Source organism: Pseudomonas sp. S37, from assembly GCF_016658545.1.
Lineage (GTDB): Bacteria > Pseudomonadota > Gammaproteobacteria > Pseudomonadales > Pseudomonadaceae > Aquipseudomonas.
The window spans coordinates 25,183-40,587 of the sequence record NZ_JACVZC010000051.1 but is presented as its reverse complement, the minus strand read 5'-3'; the positions used below and the strand labels follow the sequence as shown (position 1 = coordinate 40,587).

Here is a 15,405-nt window from a genome sequence, read left to right as displayed (position 1 = left end):
CCCCCCCCCCCCCCCCCCCCCCCCCCCCCCCCCCCCCCCCCGCTCCTACAGTGTGCTGTGTTGCTGCATTGATCTACAGCCCAAAAAAAGGGCCCGCAAGGGCCCCGTAGAGGTAACTGGCTAGCGCCCTCAGGCGCTTTCAACCTTGCGCGGTGCCATGAAGTACATCCATACCAGCGCCAGGAAGTACATGGCCGGGATCATGGTGAACAACACGGCATAGTTGTTGTTGGTCGCGGTCAGCACGCTGCCGACAATCTGCGTCATGAACATCCCGCCAATCGCCGCACACATGCTGCCGAAGCCGAACACCGTGCTCACCAGATGCTTGGGCGTGTAGTCCATCACCAGGCTCCAGATATTCGCCGTCCACGCCTGGTGCGCACCCACCGCCAGCGAGATGGCCGCCACCGCGACCCACAGGCCACTGGCGTTGGCGGCAAAGACCACGCTGACCATGGTGCAGGCGAAGATCAGCATCGACACCAGCCGCGCCGTCGTGGCGCGCACGCCACGGCCAATCAGCCACGACGACAGGATGCCGCCACCGATGCTGCCAAAGTCCGCCGTCAGCCAGATGATGATCAGCGGGATACCCATCTGGGTCACGTTGATGCCCAGGCTGTATTGCTGGTTGAGGAACGGCGGCAGCCAGTACAGGTAGAACCAGAACACCGGCGCGGTAATCGCATAGGCCACCGCAAACGCCCAGGTGCCACGCAAACGCAGGATACGGCTGAACGGCACACGGGTCGGCTCGGGCTCGTCATCCTGCTGGATGTACTGCACCTCGCTCTGGCGTACGCTGGGGTGGTCTTCAGGGTTGTAGTACTTCAGCAGCCACAGCACCACCCACACCAGGCCCAGGCTGCCCATGGCAATGAACGCGGCCTGCCAGCCCCACACCGCCAGAATCAGCGGCAACAATGCCGGGGTGACCATGGCGCCGACGTTGGTGCCGGCATTGAACAGCCCGGTGGCAATGGCCCGCTCACCGGCCGGGAACCACAGGCGCACGGTCTTCACGCACGCCGGGTAGTTGGCGGCCTCGGTCAGGCCGAGGATGAAGCGGCAGACCATGAAACCGGCGGCCGAAGTGGCCAGGCCATGGGCACCGGTGGCCAGGCTCCACAACAGTACGGCGAAGAAGAACGCGCGCTTGACCCCGACCTTGTCGATCAGCCTGCCTTGCAGCAGGAAGCCGATTGCATAGCCGACCTGGAACCAGAAGTTGATGTTGGCGTAGTCCATCGCCGTCCAGCTCATTTCCTTGGCCAGCACGGGTTGCATGATGCCAAGGGCGGCGCGGTCGATGTAGTTCAGGGTGGTGGCGAAGAACACCAGGGCCAGCATGCCCCAACGGGTCTTGCCGACGCCAAAGGCGCCGCGAAGCTTGTCGCCGATCGTACCCTGAGGCATCCGGGTAGCGGCGGGGGTGATCTTGGAGTGGTTCATAAACTGCTCGTTTCTTGAAATTGTATTCAGCTGCGGTGCAACGGTACGTGACCGGGTCCCAGGCAGGGGGGCACGCAAGGCCGGTGCATGGTGAGCAGTGAAGGCGGCAGCGTCAATTCAAGAGACGGGCAACTGTTCGGTTATCGAACGGTTGCGGTGGTCTGTGGGCGCGGCGGGGATTCACGTCTATCAAGGGTAGAAGGCATTGAGCCTGGTTGCTGGTTGATGGGGTACGGGAAGCACAGGTGGGCGCTATTCCGCGCAAGGTATGGGCTGTCTACAGATCGGGCTTGCTGGTATAGACAGACCACGCCGTTGCCCAGCTTTCGACCTCGGTGCGGCCATATTGCCCGATCCACGCGCGGACGGTTTTGTGCAGGGTGCTTTTGGCTTCTACGACTTCACCCGTGTGCGGGTTTTTATAGTATTTGCTTTGTCGCGTTCTATAACGAGGGGGCGCAGCGAGCGGGCGTTGCTGCTGATCGATAGCGTCGAGCGCCGTCTGGATTTCGCGTTCGAGCATGCTCAATACATACCAGCGGCTGAGTTGGTATTCGGCAAGCAAGTCGTGGAGTTTGCTTTCAAATTCGAGTTCGCGCTTTAGGCGGGGGTCGATTTTAATGAAATGGAGTTCAGTTTTTTTGCTGGCGAGCAGCCATTCGAGGGCGCGATATTCGGCTAGACGGGACATGGGTTTTCTCCGTTGCTTGGTGAGATCAGTGTTAGCGCCCACAGCGTGGTAAATCAAGTGGAGAAACAATTTGATAGATTTTTATGGGTTGAGCCTGATGGCTTGGTCGCGTGTCGGGTTGTTTGGGTTTAAGTTGTTTGTGTGGGAAATTTCCTACACTGTTTGTTTCATTGATTTCAGTAAGTTTCTTTGGACGTCGTACCGGTGAAAACTGGTTCGCGATTCGGACCGCGATACGACCCAAATCGCTAGCGGACAAAGCTTGAAATAAAGGTGTCCTTCTTGTTTTTATGCTTGCGCTTAACTGTCCTTGGCCGCGTGGCCGAGATGGGTTGTTAATTTACAAGCCAGCCAGGTTCGCCTTCAATCAGTGTTCCTCCGTGGTTGGTGGTGTCTCCCTCCCGTGCTGCGGCTTGGCCCTCGATGATTGTGCCGGCGGCGCCTGTTTCGATGACGGCGCCGCAACTGATGCGGTCGCCCACACGCGCAACGGCCCTGCCACCCACGAATGTTGTACTCGCCCCGGTTTCAACGGTCCCCTCTCCATGGATCGGGCAGCTGTGACGATGGCCTACAAGTACGATGGGTTTCATTTGCGCTTCCTTTTGCCTGGTTGAACAGGTGCCACTTCGAAGGCTGCTGGCGGGGGCGAGGCCGGGCGAATGTTGAACAGTCGGCAGACTCCGTACCAACAGATGGCGAGGGTGAGGTTGTACGGGAACAGCACGGCCCAGAACGGCAGTTGCCAGTTCTTCTTGCCCTGCATTTCACCGGGTTCGCCGGTGCGCCAGGGGGCATAGTGGCGCCAGGCTTCTGCCGGGGTCAGGCAGATGGCATGCAGTGGCCTGTGCCACCAGTTGGGTTCGCCGGGCGGCGGGAGTTTGTCCGGGCCGTGATCCATGAAATGCCGGAGGTACTCCCAGACTTCGGCGACGTGTTTGACGCCGGACTCGGTGGGTTCGTTGCTGTCGACCCAAAGGCAGTCTTTCTGGTGGAGGGTGCCGTCAGCTCGGCGCGGGGCGAAGGCGAGGGCGTAGCTGGTGCTGAATGATGAGCCGCCGAATTCGGTGCGTTTGAAGATGCCCCCGCCTGTATTGTTCCAGTCAAAGACGAATGTCTTGCTCAAACGTTGGTAATAAATTTTTTTGGATGTTCGGTTGAGGCAGATGCTTGATAAGCCTTTTATGAAATATATTCGGTACGCTAGGAAGGGTGTGAATACAAAGGGTGATATTAAAAATAGTAGCATTAATAGAATGTCTTCATTGTATATGTCCAGAATGTGTGGAGAAAGTTGGGGGTATGTGAATGTCAATAAGGCGATCGTCATCGCGCAGTACAGCTTTCCCATGAATACCGAGTCGGTTACCCATGGGTTCCGCAGACATAAGGTGCTTTCAGATACTTGTGCCAATTGCCCGCTAATGGCCGGTTTATGCCCTGAGCTTGAAGTTGTATTGAATAGCCAGATGGTTGACATGGTTAACGCTCAAAAGGAAAAGTGACTTGAATTATTGAATTTGATCTGACGTTGCCGATAGAGGCCTATATAATGGCTACTTTCTTTTGAGTGAGTGTGCTGAGGTATCCTCAAACGCTTCTGGAGGCGGCAGGGCTGCTCGGACGTTAAAGAGCCGGCAGATGCCGTACCAACAGATGGCGACCGTAATGTTGTATGGGAACAGCACAGCCCAGAACGGCAGCTGCCAGTTCTTCTTGCCCTGCATTTCACCGGGTTCGCCGGTACGCCAGGGGGCGTAATGGCGCCAGGCTTCAGCTGGGGTCAGGCAGATGGCGTGAAGTGGCCGGTGCCACCAGTTGGGTTCGCCGGGCGGCGGGAGTTTGTCCGGGCCGTGATCCATGAAATGCCGGAGGTATTCCCAGACCTCGGCGACGTGTTTGACGCCGGGCTCGGTAGGTTCGTTGCTGTCGACCCAAAGGCAGTCTTTCTGGTGGAGGCTGCCATCTTCACGGCGTGGTGCGAAGGCGAGGGCGTAGCTAGTGCTAAATGATGAGCCTCCGAATTCAGTGCGTTTGAAGATGCCTCCGCCGGTATTGTTCCAGTCAAAGACTAATGTCTTGCTTAAACATTGGTAGTAGATTTTTTTTGTTAACCGGTTCAGGCATAGGCTAGATAACCGTTTAATAAAATATATTCGATAAATCAGGAATGGAGTGAAGATGAACGGTCCAAGCGCTGTTGCGGTGATCAAGGCAGGGTTAAAGGTAGATGGATGCCAAGCTTTTTCGGTCAATAGAACAGGGTAAAAGCCAATCATTAATACGATTGTCAGTGCGCAGTATAGCTTTCCCATGAAAACGGAATCTGATACCCAAGGGTTTCGCAGGCACAGGGTATTGTTGGATACGTCTAATAGTTGTCCGCCAATAGCCGGTTTATGACCTGGACAGGATGCTGTATTGAATAGCCAAATAGTTGTCATAATCAACGCTCAAGACGAAAAAATGAGTGGATTTCATTGTCTTCTTCTAGCCCTTGGTTGGCACTGTAGGCTAGATGTAGTGAGACATGGTTTTGGTGGGATAGCGTGTTCTCGAAGTGCAGAACTAATCCGGCACCCACCATTTTTCCGGTTGGAGCGATGGGGAATACATCCAGTCCTTGGTCATCACGGAAGGTGCTCAAACTTCCAGACCACTGACTTGCTCCAATTACAAACCCTGGTAGAAGTACCGTGAACTCAACGGTTGGTCGGGACGTTGCTACTTCGTTGTGGGTGATGGCTGTCCAGTTTGGCGGAGCCCAGTGATTATTCTGATGCCATCGGGTATCGGCTTTAGCTACGCCAAGTGTGAGGGCCTGTTCGGCTGATAGCAGCTTTGGCCCGTAATACTCGTTGTGCCAAGCTTTGATTTCCGCGTGCAGCGAAGGGAATAGCGGTAGCTTTTTTTCATGATCCAAGGTGATACCTGGGTGGATCTCGCCATCGTTATTGCGATTGCCAAAGATGCTGCGTGCTGCCCAGAGCTCAATTGGGCTGTGCAGGTGTTCATGGGCTTTTGCATGTAGGTAGAGTCCGCCTGCAATGATTGCGACCCCTACAAGAACAAGTGCTGCTGCAGCCCATCCGGCAAAGGGCACTAGCGAGGTTGCGCCTGCAACTGCAAGTCCAGCCTCAAGGACGACAGCAGAACCAACAGCCATGGTAAGGCCGCCCGTCACCGTGTATAAGGCGGCAGCTTGGTTTCCGCTCTCGCTCTGGCGCCACGATTTGACGAAATCTGAAAATAGGCTAAATGCAATTGCCGGATATCCTGCTAATCGCGCGTAAAGATTACTGCTCAAGAACTTGACAACCCCATTGCCAAAGGCCATCCCCGGCGCTGTTGAACTCAACCTCAGCACCACGGATTTTTGCGTTGCGCGGACGCTTACCAGTGTTGCCGATGCTGCACCAATCACCCCAAAAATCGATGAAGCAAACCCCATCGTGTATTCCGGTGCATCGCTCTTCTGCAGGCTGTTGTAAGCCGCCTTGAGCGAGATCACGTTGAACCACAGCATGCCCGCGTTCAGACCACCACCTACCCCCGTGGTAAGCAACCCGAGGAAGTTGGGTTTCACCCGTGCGGTAGTGGTCAGTTCGATCGACACTGTCCGGCTACCGGAAAGGCGGATTTGCTTCATCTCCTCAACCTGCGCCATGCCGCTCTTCAAGTACTTGTGTACCTCCTCGCTGAAGGGGTTCTCCGCGATGGCCTGGCCGGTGATGCGGTAGCGCGCGGCCAGCAACCCGAGGGCTTTCTCGGCATTGCCCTCACGCGCGGCCAGCAACACCTGCTGACGCAGGCCATGACTGGCATCCCACCTCGTCTGCCCGCGCAGGCGCTTGAGCACCACGGTGTTTACTGTCTGGGCGGTGAGGTCGGTAATGCCGGCCATGGCCGGAAAGCGGCCGGCCAACCCTTCGATCACGTTGTCGCTGGCGCCGAACAGGCTGCCGATCGCATCGGCCTTGTCCTTGAACGGGTTGAACGGCGCCAGGGCGGTGTACAGCGGGCTGTCGTGCTGATCCAGCCACTGTTCGAGGCGCTTGAACCGCTGATCCTGTTCTTCGGTGCCGGGCGTCGGCTGGCCCATCGGCTGAATCAGCAGTGCCAGTGAGATCTCCAGCCCGCGAGCCGAAGCAATTTCGTTTCGGTCGTAACAGGACAGCGCCGCCGCGAGGCTGTAGTAGTTATCGACATGCTGGGGTTCGGCGGTCCCGAGCCAGGCGTCATGGTCGTTGCTGGCTTGCAGGGCCTGGTTGCGCAACGCGATGATCCGCCGTTCCAGTACATCGCGTTCACTGTTGAAACGCTGGTACTTGGCGAGGTCCAGGCGCTGTGCCAGGCGCGCGCCGTGGGGGGAGTAGTCTTCGTGGGTGAGGGCCTGGAAGCGTGACTCGGACGGCGACAGGGCGGGGCCGCGGCGCTCGATGCCGAGCCGGAACTCGGCCAGCTCCACGGCAGGCGCATCGGCCGGGTACAGGCTTTCCAGGGTCTTGTTCAGCAGCATGGCCACCAGGTTGCGATGGTGGAAGTCGCGGCTTTGCACGCTCAGCTGTTCGGCGTCCAGCTTGAAGCACGCCGGCACGCGTTCCTGTTCAGGCGGTTGTGCGGGCTTCAGGTGTTCCAGCTGCTCGGCGGGTATCAGGTCGCGCAGTTGATGCTGGTAAGCCGACACCGTCAGGCTCAGGTCCAGGGCCATGCCCTCGGCGTCGGCGAGCGCCACCACGACCGGTACCTTCGGCTGGGTGTAGGGGTAGTGGCGGCTGACGGCGACGAGGTTGCCGATGGGCAAGGTTTCGTGGATCGGGTCGCTGCTCCAGGTCAGGGGCATGCGCCGGTCGGTGGGTTTGTAGTCTTCGACCCAGGTTTGCAGGGCACTGACCGGCAGCACATGGGCCTGGGTTGAGGGGGCCTGGTTGCCGGCGATCAGCTCGGCCATGTCGAGCTGGCGCATGTGCCGCTTGCGCAGGGCGGGCGAACCGGGTGAAATGCAGGGCAAGAAGAACTGGCAGCTGCCGTTCTGGGCCGTGCTGTTTCCCTACAACATCACGGTCGCCATCGCCTGGTACTTCGTCTGCAAGCTCTTCAATGTCCGCGCAGCTCCACCTCCCCCGGAAGCGTTTGAGGAAGCACCAGCAGGTACAGTCAAAAGGAAGCGGCCATGACAGATGCCCCCGTCAGCAGCGCCACCTCCGGCCCCGCCTGCAGCGCACGCATCCCCATCTTGCCAGTGCGCTACGCCATCGTGCCGCGCACCGGCGACATGCCCGCCTGCCGCTATGCCGATTCAGGTTTCAACCTCGAACAGCGCTTCGGGGCGCTGCAACATTCCGCCTACACCCTGCGCGCGCTGCGCCTGGGCTATGTCTATGTGTTCATGAAAGGCGCGCTGGGCGAACGGCTGGTCATTCACGAATACGTCGGCGCGGGCCGTTATAAAGAGTTGCTCTACCGCGGGCTGGAGGACTACCACCTGCGGGACCGTTACCTGTCCAGCGGCACCATGGGTTGGGTGTGGGCCGACACCTGCCCCGATACCGCCAGTGAAGTGTGGATCGGCTACAGCCCGCACCTGTGGACCAACGCCATGACCGCCCGCATCACCGGCTCGCCGGTGCGCCAGGGGGCGTAGTGGTGCCAGGCTTCTGCCGGGGTCAGGCAGATGGCATGCAGAGGCCGGTGCCACCAGTTGGGTTCGCCGGGCGGTGGGAGTTTGTCCGGGCCGTGATCCATGAAATGGCGGAGGTACTCCCAGACTTCGGCAACGTGTTTGACGCCGGGCTCGGTGGGTTCGTTGCTGTCGACCCACAGGCAGTCTTTCTGGTGGAGGGTGCCGTCAGCTCGGCGCGGGGCGAAGGCGAGGGCGTAACTGGTGCTGAAGGATGAACCTCCGAATTCAGTACGTTTGAAGATGCCTCCACCGGTATTGTTCCAGTCAAAAACGAATAATTTGCTCAATCGTTGGTAGTAAATTTTTTTGGATGTTCGGTTGGCGTATGCCGACACCGAACTGCCACAGTACAACCAGCGTATCGCTGAAGTGCAGCAGATTTTGCGCAAGCTACCGCTGCCAGAACGGGTTTATGCGAGCCTCAAACAGCAGGCCGCAAAGCAGTTGCATACAGGCCTGGACCTGCGTCATCAGGTCGGGCCGGCCTTCGATGTGGTGTATCAATCATCTGCCGGTGCCAGGCAGGTTGAAGGCGTATTGTTGGCGCCAATGCTTACGGCCAAGGGCTTCAAGGAGTACTTCGAACCCCATAGCCAGCGGTTCGCCGAACTGGCGATGGTTGATGAGTGGGCGTTGGGAGAGCGCGGCCAGCTGGATTACTCGGATGCCGACCGCGTGGCGCTGAGCGAACGGTTGCGTAATTTGTACAGCGCCGATTTCATCGACAGTTGGCGGCGTGCCCTGAATGCTTTTTCGGTGGCGGATTTCCGCGATCTTGATCATGGCGTTGCGGTCCTGCAGCAGTTCACCGGGCCTGCGGCCCCCTTGCATCGGCTGCTGGATACCGTGAAGGAAAACACTTCGCTGTCATCTGCTGTGGATGTTGATGCCCCCGAGGCGTCTGAAGTGCTGCGACCGACAACCGATAAGCCCGAGCAACAACAGGCGTGGGCCATTCAGCGTGCCTTTGCAGGGCTGAGCGCCATGCTGCGGGCAACCGGGGAGAAGCCCAGCTACTACGATGAAACCCTTGGCGCCATCGCCGCTGTTCATGATTACGCCAAGGCGGTGCAGGACAGCCCGGACAGAGGCAAAGCGGCACTCCAGGCTGTGCATCAACGTTTCTCGATGACGGGCCAGGATCCAATTGGCACTTTGCAGCGGGTGGCCAACGGCTTGCCAGAGCCGATCAACCACCACGTCAGGAAAGTGGCCGATCAAACGGCAAAAGTAATGAACGTCGAAGCCCTGCGCGAACTGGAGCGTCGCTGGGATGCTGAAGTTTACAGTTACTTCCAGCAGCGTCTGGCAGGTCGTTATCCCTTTGTGGTGAGAGCACCTGATGCGTCTCTGGACGACTTTGAGGCGTTCTTCGGACCAAAGGGCCGACTACAGCAGTTTCACGACCAGTACCTTAAGGTCTTCCTGAAGGACAACCTCGAAGCGCTGCAGGCCGGTCAGAAAGGGCAGTCGCTGATCCGCAGCGATGTGATCGAGCAGCTGGAACTGGCAGACCGCATCCGTGAAACCTTCTTTGATCAGCGCGGTAACCTCAGCGTGCAGTTCAGCATCGAACCCTTGGGGCTGAGCGCCAATCAACGTACCAGCCTGCTGGACCTCGACGGCCAGTTGATTTCGTACACCCACGGCCCGAGGCAGATCATTGGCATTGTCTGGCCCAACACGCTGGGGCAGCACGTGCGTAGCAACCTGACGCTGCTGAGGCAGAACGGCAACAGCAGCAGCCTGGAGTACCGGGGCCCGTGGTCGATGTTCCGCTTGCTCAGCCGTGGCTCGCTCAATGGCCGCACAGCGACCAGTGTGGACCTGAGCTTCAGGGCCGGCGATGGTGTGATGCGCTATCGGCTGAATGCAGAAAAGGCCTTCAATCCCATTACCCAGCAACCCTTCAAAGACTTCCGCTTGCCGCGAGGCTTGTTGCAACAGCCAGTCAATGGCATGCAGGTGGTGCTATCGGATGAACAGTCGTTATGAAACATGCAGCCTACAACCCACTCAACGCCCTGCCAGCCAGGTACCCGAATGTCATCCCCGGCCCCAAGGTAATACCACCACTCGGATAGTGCCCGCCCATCACGCTGTGCATGTCGTTGCCCACCGCATACAGCCCGGGAATCGGCTGCGCCGCGTGGTCCAGCACGCGGGCCGTAGGGTCTGTTGCCAGGCCGGCAAAGGTACCCAGGCTGCCGGGCAACAGCTTGACCGCGTAAAACGGCCCGTTCAGCAGTGGCCGCAATGATGGATTGGGCGCCTGCATCGGGTCGCCCTGCGCCCGGTTGTAAGCCGATGCGCCACGCTGGAAGTCGGGGTCTTCACCCTGTCTCGCCTGTTGGTTGAAGCCGTCCACCGTGCGTTGCAACTGCGCAGCATCAACTCCGCAACGCTGCGCCAGTTGCGCCAGGCTGGCGCCAACCTGCAGATAGCCGCAGCGTTGATAAAAGCGCGCCGGGAAGGGAAAGGGCTTGGCCCAGCCGATGCCATAGCGACGTTGCGCGACATGGTCGCAGATCAGCCACGCTTGCGGCGGCTCACCCGGCGGCGTGGTGGCAAACAGCGCATTCATGAAATCGTGATAGCAATCGGCTTCGTTGACGAAGCGTCGACCATCACTACGTACCGCAATAAAGCCGGGCTTGGCGCGGTCGATCAAGTGCGGAAAGTGGCCGACACTACCATCGCGGCGTGGCACCTGCGATACCGGCGCCCAGGCGCCAGCATGGGCGGCAGTCGTAGCAACCAGGCCGCCGGCCTGTTCGCCCAGGCGCAGGCCGTCACCGCTGTTTTCCCTGGGGGCAGCCGAGTAATGCTGGTCCCCCCCCGGCGCATGCGGCATCAGTTGCGCGATGCGCTGGCGGTCATGCGGGAAGCCGCCGCAAGCCAGCACCACGCCTCGGCGCGCATGGATCACCTGGCCGTCGGCAAACTGCGCGCCATTGACACGCCCTTCAGCCAGCAGGTGAGTGGCTGGTTTGTCGGTCAGCAAGGTCACACCAAGATCGAGCGCACTGCGCAGCAGGCGTGCCACCAGCGCGTTGCCATTGACCAACTGCTGGCCGCGACGGTGCAGCAGCAGGTCGCGGCCATGGCGCAGCAGGCGCTTGCCGACATGCTGCGCCGCCTTGGGCGAGCGGGTGGCGTTGAAGAACGCGGCCATGTCGGCGCCACCGGCGATGCCCATGCCGGCCAGGCTGACGATGTCCAGCGGTGGGCGCAGCTTGTGCAGCCAAGGGCCGAGCAAGCGCCCGTCGTAGGGCAGGGCGCAAAGTGACCGGCCACCGTGTGCGCTGCCGTCTCCCTCACGCATGTCGGGCATACGGCTACCGCTCTGGAACTGCACGGCCGTGTGCTGTTGGAAAAACGCCACCATTTCCGGGCCATGACGCAGGAACGCCTGTTGGCGCGGGTCCAGTGCGCGGGTGTGGGTTTGCGCACGCAGGTAACGCTCGGGGGCATCGTCGGCTTCGACGATGCCTTCGGCGATGGCCAGCGGGTTGCGCGGTATCCACAGCCAGCCCCCCGACCAGGCGCTGGTGCCGCCCAGCTGGCTGGCTTTTTCTGCAACGATCACGTGCAGGCCGTGATGTGCGGCGGTAACGGCGGCCGCCAGGCCGGAGGCGCCGGAGCCGATGACGAGTACGTCACATTCGAGGGGTTGCATGGAGGTGTTCCATCAGGGCGTTAGGAGAGGGGAAGCAAGGCTTACTGCAGCGGCGAAAAACCGGTCGGCCGCAGCAGCCGGGATTGCAGGCGCACGACCGCCCCCAAGTCGCGGTTGCGCCGCGAGAATTCCGCCCAGCGCGGGTCGGCCGCCATGGCTGCACGGCGTGCGATGCGCTCGTCGAGGCTGGCATAGCCCCAGATGTGCACCACCTGGTTGACGTCGCCGAACTCGCTGGTGAAAAAGCCCACCAGGTTGCCCAGGTGTTCGCTTTGCACCTCCAGTGCGTGGCTCTGGTACAGGGCCAGCCAGTCAGCCATTTTCAGTGGGTCGAGGGTGTAGGTTCTCAGTTCGTAGTACATGCCGGGGTCTCCATGTGGGTGGCCGGCGCCTGCAGGCGCGCGGTGATGTGGTTGGCAGCGAGCCAGCCAAAGGTGAGGGCAGGGCCCAGGGTGATGCCGGGACCGGGGTAGGTACCCTTCATCAGTGAATTCATGTCGTTGCCGACCGCGTACAAGCCGGCGATGGGCTGGCCGCTACGGTCAAGCACGTTGGCCTCGGCGTTGGTCACCAGGCCACGGGCCGAACCCAGGTCGCCGGTATGGATGCGGATGGCGTAGAACGGCCCGCTGGCCAGCGGCGCCAGGCAGGGGTTGGGCGTGTGCTGCGGGTCGCCCATGTAGCGGTTGTAGCTGTTGCCGCCTTTGCCAAACGCGCGGTCGGTGCCGCTGCGGGCATCGGCGTTGAACTGCTCGAGGGTTTGCGCCAATACCTGTGGGTCGGCACCGATGACCTGGGCCAGAGCCTGAACGGTAGCGGCCCGGTGCAGGTAACCGGCATCGATCAACGCCTGGTTGTTCACTGGCTTGGGTCGCGCAAGGCCCAGGCCGTAACGGTTCATCGCCTCGGCATCGCAGACCAGCCAACAGGTGGCAATGCCCTTGGCAAACATGGTTTGCACGAAATGGTGGTACGAGTCGGACTCGTTGACGAAGCGCCGCCCGGCTGGGTCTACAGCAATGACACCCGGTTTGGCGCGGTCGGTAACCAGGTGCGGAAAGCGCTCGCGCTGGCCACTGGCATGGCGCAGTTCGGAAACCGGTGCCCAGAAAAAGTTGGCTGCCAGGCCTTCGCCCGCCGCGGCGGCAACGGCCTCGCCAAGGCGCAGGGCGGCGCCGTCGTTGCCGGCAGGTGACATGCTCAGGTGCGGCGCCCCCTGGCCCGGGCGGTAGTCTGCGGCCAGAGCGCCTGCAGCGAACCCACCCATGGCGCACACCACGCCGCCGCGGGCCATTACCCGCTCGCGGCGGCCCTCGCGTTGCACGATCACGCCGGTGACCACGCCGCGTTCGACGATCAGTTCCACGGCCTCGCTGCGCAACCACAACTGGGTGCCGTGGGCGAAGGCGCTGCTGGCCAGGCGCGCGATCAAGGCGTTGCCGGTGGTCAGCCGGGTGCCACGCGGGTGCTGCAGGCGGTCGCGCGCATAGCGCGCCATCAGTTTCAGGCAATGCCACAGGGACCTGGGCGATTGGCGAATGCTGAGGAAATGCTGGATGTCCACGCGGTTGACCATCATGCCGCCGAACAGCAGCATGCCGGGCGGTGGCATCTGCAGGTCCTTGAAGCGCGCGCCGAGGTGCTTGCCGTCGTATTCGACCATTTCCAGGGCCCGGCCAAACTGGGTAGCGCCGGGGGCGTCCGGGTAGTAGTCCGGCGAGTGCGGGCGCAGGGCATAGCGCAGTTCGGTGTTCTGCTCCAACCAACGCAGGGCTTGATGGCCTTGTTCGATAAAGGCATCGGCCAAGGCGGGGTCGTAGCCGTCGCCGATGACGTGCTTGAGGTAGGTACGCATGGCCTCGGGGGAGTCTTTGGCCCCGGCGGCGCGGGCTTGGTCGGTGCCATACAGCCACACCGCACCGCCGGAGATCGCCGAGGTGCCGCCAAAATGACGGGCCTTTTCCACCACCAGCACTTTCAGCCCGCGGCGGGCCGCCGTGGCGGCAGCGGCAAAACCACCCGCGCCACTGCCCAGCACAACCAGGTCAAAGTTGTGTAGCGTGTGTTCATCAGTCGCCATGGCTTCAGATCTCCAGCGGCGTCACGCCCATGAAGGCGCCAAGGTGGCCAAGTTGGGCGAAGGCCATTTCCGGGCCGGTCTGTACCGTGCAGCCGACCTGCCGGGCACGGTTCAGCAGTGGCGTGATTTCGGGCGAGGTGACCACGTCGGCGACCAGGGTGTCGGGCTGCAAGGTGGCCAGCAGGGCGGCAGACAAGGGCAGCTCTGTGTTGCTGCCCATGCCGACCGGGGAGGCGTTGGCCACCAGGTCGAAGTCCTCCAGGCCGCTGAACTGCGTGCCTACCGTGAGCCCGGGGAAGGCGTTGCCGAGCAGCTCGCACACAGCGCCCATGCGCGCTGTGCTGGGGTCGTTGAGGGTGATGCTGGCGATACCGGCTTCGCCCAGGGCATAAGCGATGGCGCTGCCGACGCCGCCGCAACCGATCACCAGGGCGCGCTTGCCCATCGGCGCGAAGCCGTGCTTGCGCGCGGCACCCAGGAAGCCGGCGCCGTCCACGTTGTCGCCCAGCAAGCGCCCGTCGCGCTCACGGCGAATGACATTGACCGAGCCCAAGGCTGCTGCGCGTTCGCTCAGGCCGTCCAGACGGCTGGCCAGGGCCTGTTTGTACGGCACGGTGACCACGCAGCCGCGCAGGTTCTGCCAGCCGCGCAAGGCACTGGCAAAGCTGTCCAGCGCTGCCTCGTTCAGGTCGATGGGCAGCATGGCGAAGTTGCAGTTGTTGTTGGCGAACCAGGTGTTGAAGTTTTCCGGGGACTTCACCTGGGCGATGGGCGAACCGACGATGGCGACCAGTTCAGTGGAACCACGAATCATGCTGACCTCCTTATTGGCGTTGTTGTGGAGGCAAGGGTGGGGCAGGCGCGGGCGAGCAACAATGCGCGGGTCGGGCTTTTAGTGCGATAATCGCATTCATGATCCGGTTATCGCAGTAATCGGCTGTTTTGGTTCCCCTGCGCACGAGCCCACTGCATGAACACACCCGCTATTCATTCCCGTGACCTGATTGCCGGCTTGCAGAAGGGCCTGGCGCTGATGCAGCTGTTCAGCGCCGAGCAGCCGCGCCTGAGCGTGCCGCTGGCTGCCCGGTTATCCGGCCTCACACCCAGTGCCGCGCGGCGCTTTCTGCTGACCCTGGTACACGAGGGCTTTGCCGAAACGGACAGCCGAGAGTACTGGCTGACGCCCAAGGCCTTGCGCCTTGGCCAGGCCTATGTCGACTCGGCGCAATTGCCGCGCATGCTGCGGCCGATCATCGAGCAAGTGGCGCGGCAGACCCAGGAGCATGTGTCCGTAGGTACCCGCGATGGTGACGAGATCATTCACCTGGTGCGCAGCCGCTACAGCCATGTGGCGTCGTTGTCGATCAGGCCGGGCTCGCGGGTGCCGATGTATTGCACGGCGGGTGGGCGGGTGTGGCTGGCCTGGCTGGATGAGGGGGCGCGGGATGAATACTTTGCGCGTAATCCGCTGCGGGCGCTGACGCCTTATACGCAGACCGACCGGGTGCAATTGGAGGGGGAGTTGCAGCGGGTGAAGGGTCAGGGGTTCTGCATCGTCGACCAGGAATATGAAATTGGCATGCGGGTGCTGGGTGTGCCGTTGCTGGACCGGGCGGGTCAGCTGAAGGCGACGCTGACCATCACTACCAGTGCTTCGCGGTTAAGCCTGGATGAAATACGTTTGCGCTACTTGCCGGCACTGTATGAGGCACAGGTGTTGTTGCGGCCTGTGTTGGGTTGAGGTAGCGCGTTACCTGCTTCGCGGGTGAACCCGCTCCCACAGGACCGCGCACACTGGCGCAGCCGGCGCCATACGG

The 15,405-nt window shown here is 61.2% G+C and carries 12 protein-coding genes and 3 pseudogenes; 4 read left to right on the top strand and 11 right to left on the bottom strand.

What is annotated here, in order from left to right:
- Positions 1-129: 129 nt before the first annotated feature.
- From IAE39_RS16625 to IAE39_RS16600, 6 genes are all read right to left on the bottom strand, one after another.
- The gene (locus tag IAE39_RS16625) at positions 130-1,419 is read right to left on the bottom strand and encodes an MFS transporter (protein WP_442968449.1); all 1,290 of its coding nucleotides are present in this window, start codon (positions 1,417-1,419) and stop codon (positions 130-132) included.
- Positions 1,420-1,732: 313 nt separating this feature from the next.
- The gene (locus tag IAE39_RS16620; protein ID WP_201204427.1) at positions 1,733-2,146 is read right to left on the bottom strand and encodes a histone-like nucleoid-structuring protein, MvaT/MvaU family; all 414 of its coding nucleotides are present in this window, start codon (positions 2,144-2,146) and stop codon (positions 1,733-1,735) included.
- 335 nt (positions 2,147-2,481) lie between these two features.
- The gene (locus IAE39_RS16615; RefSeq protein ID WP_201204425.1) at positions 2,482-2,739 is read right to left on the bottom strand and encodes a PAAR domain-containing protein; all 258 of its coding nucleotides are present in this window, start codon (positions 2,737-2,739) and stop codon (positions 2,482-2,484) included.
- Positions 2,736-3,626, bottom strand: coding sequence for a DUF6708 domain-containing protein (locus IAE39_RS16610; RefSeq protein ID WP_201204423.1), 891 nt, complete (start codon positions 3,624-3,626; stop codon positions 2,736-2,738). The genes IAE39_RS16615 and IAE39_RS16610 overlap by 4 nt, the downstream gene beginning before the upstream one ends.
- Positions 3,627-3,702: 76 nt before the next feature.
- Complete coding sequence (locus IAE39_RS16605) at positions 3,703-4,590, bottom strand: hypothetical protein (protein WP_201204415.1); 888 nt, start codon at positions 4,588-4,590, stop codon at positions 3,703-3,705.
- 2 nt (positions 4,591-4,592) lie between these two features.
- The gene (locus tag IAE39_RS16600) at positions 4,593-7,112 is read right to left on the bottom strand and encodes a DUF3742 family protein (RefSeq protein WP_236548639.1); all 2,520 of its coding nucleotides are present in this window, start codon (positions 7,110-7,112) and stop codon (positions 4,593-4,595) included.
- On the opposite strand from IAE39_RS16600, the gene IAE39_RS16595 reads away from it, so the two are divergent.
- Complete coding sequence (locus IAE39_RS16595) at positions 7,096-7,323, top strand: hypothetical protein (RefSeq protein ID WP_236548638.1); 228 nt, start codon at positions 7,096-7,098, stop codon at positions 7,321-7,323. The genes IAE39_RS16600 and IAE39_RS16595 overlap by 17 nt on opposite strands.
- A pseudogene (locus tag IAE39_RS16590) lies at positions 7,320-7,769 on the top strand (toxin VasX); the annotation flags it as partial. The gene IAE39_RS16595 and the pseudogene IAE39_RS16590, both read left to right, overlap by 4 nt.
- Here the strand turns inward: IAE39_RS16590 and IAE39_RS29685 are convergent.
- Positions 7,763-8,149 (bottom strand): annotated as a pseudogene (locus tag IAE39_RS29685) (hypothetical protein); the annotation flags it as partial. The pseudogenes IAE39_RS16590 and IAE39_RS29685 overlap by 7 nt on opposite strands.
- On the opposite strand from IAE39_RS29685, the pseudogene tssM reads away from it, so the two are divergent.
- Positions 8,136-9,824 (top strand): annotated as a pseudogene (gene tssM, locus IAE39_RS16585) (type VI secretion system membrane subunit TssM); the annotation flags it as partial. The pseudogenes IAE39_RS29685 and tssM sit on opposite strands and share 14 nt — an antisense overlap.
- A 10-nt stretch (positions 9,825-9,834) precedes the next feature.
- On the opposite strand, the gene IAE39_RS16580 reads toward tssM, so the two are convergent.
- The 4 genes from IAE39_RS16580 to IAE39_RS16565 are packed head-to-tail and all read right to left on the bottom strand — an operon-like array spanning position 9,835 to position 14,402.
- Positions 9,835-11,508, bottom strand: a complete 1,674-nt coding sequence (locus tag IAE39_RS16580; protein WP_201204413.1) for an FAD-dependent oxidoreductase — start codon at positions 11,506-11,508, stop codon at positions 9,835-9,837.
- Between the two features lie 41 nt (positions 11,509-11,549).
- Positions 11,550-11,870, bottom strand: coding sequence for an NIPSNAP family protein (locus IAE39_RS16575; RefSeq protein ID WP_201204411.1), 321 nt, complete (start codon positions 11,868-11,870; stop codon positions 11,550-11,552).
- The gene (locus IAE39_RS16570) at positions 11,855-13,588 is read right to left on the bottom strand and encodes an FAD-dependent oxidoreductase (RefSeq protein WP_201204409.1); all 1,734 of its coding nucleotides are present in this window, start codon (positions 13,586-13,588) and stop codon (positions 11,855-11,857) included. The genes IAE39_RS16575 and IAE39_RS16570 overlap by 16 nt, the downstream gene beginning before the upstream one ends.
- Positions 13,589-13,592: 4 nt before the next feature.
- Positions 13,593-14,402, bottom strand: a complete 810-nt coding sequence (locus IAE39_RS16565; RefSeq protein ID WP_201204390.1) for a shikimate dehydrogenase family protein — start codon at positions 14,400-14,402, stop codon at positions 13,593-13,595.
- A 156-nt stretch (positions 14,403-14,558) separates the two neighbouring features.
- Here IAE39_RS16565 and IAE39_RS16560 point away from each other — a divergent pair, with 156 nt between their 5' ends.
- Positions 14,559-15,329 carry an IclR family transcriptional regulator domain-containing protein gene (locus IAE39_RS16560; protein WP_201204388.1) on the top strand — a complete coding sequence of 257 codons (771 nt, stop codon included), beginning with the start codon at positions 14,559-14,561 and terminating at the stop codon, positions 15,327-15,329.
- Positions 15,330-15,405: the final 76 nt, after the last annotated feature.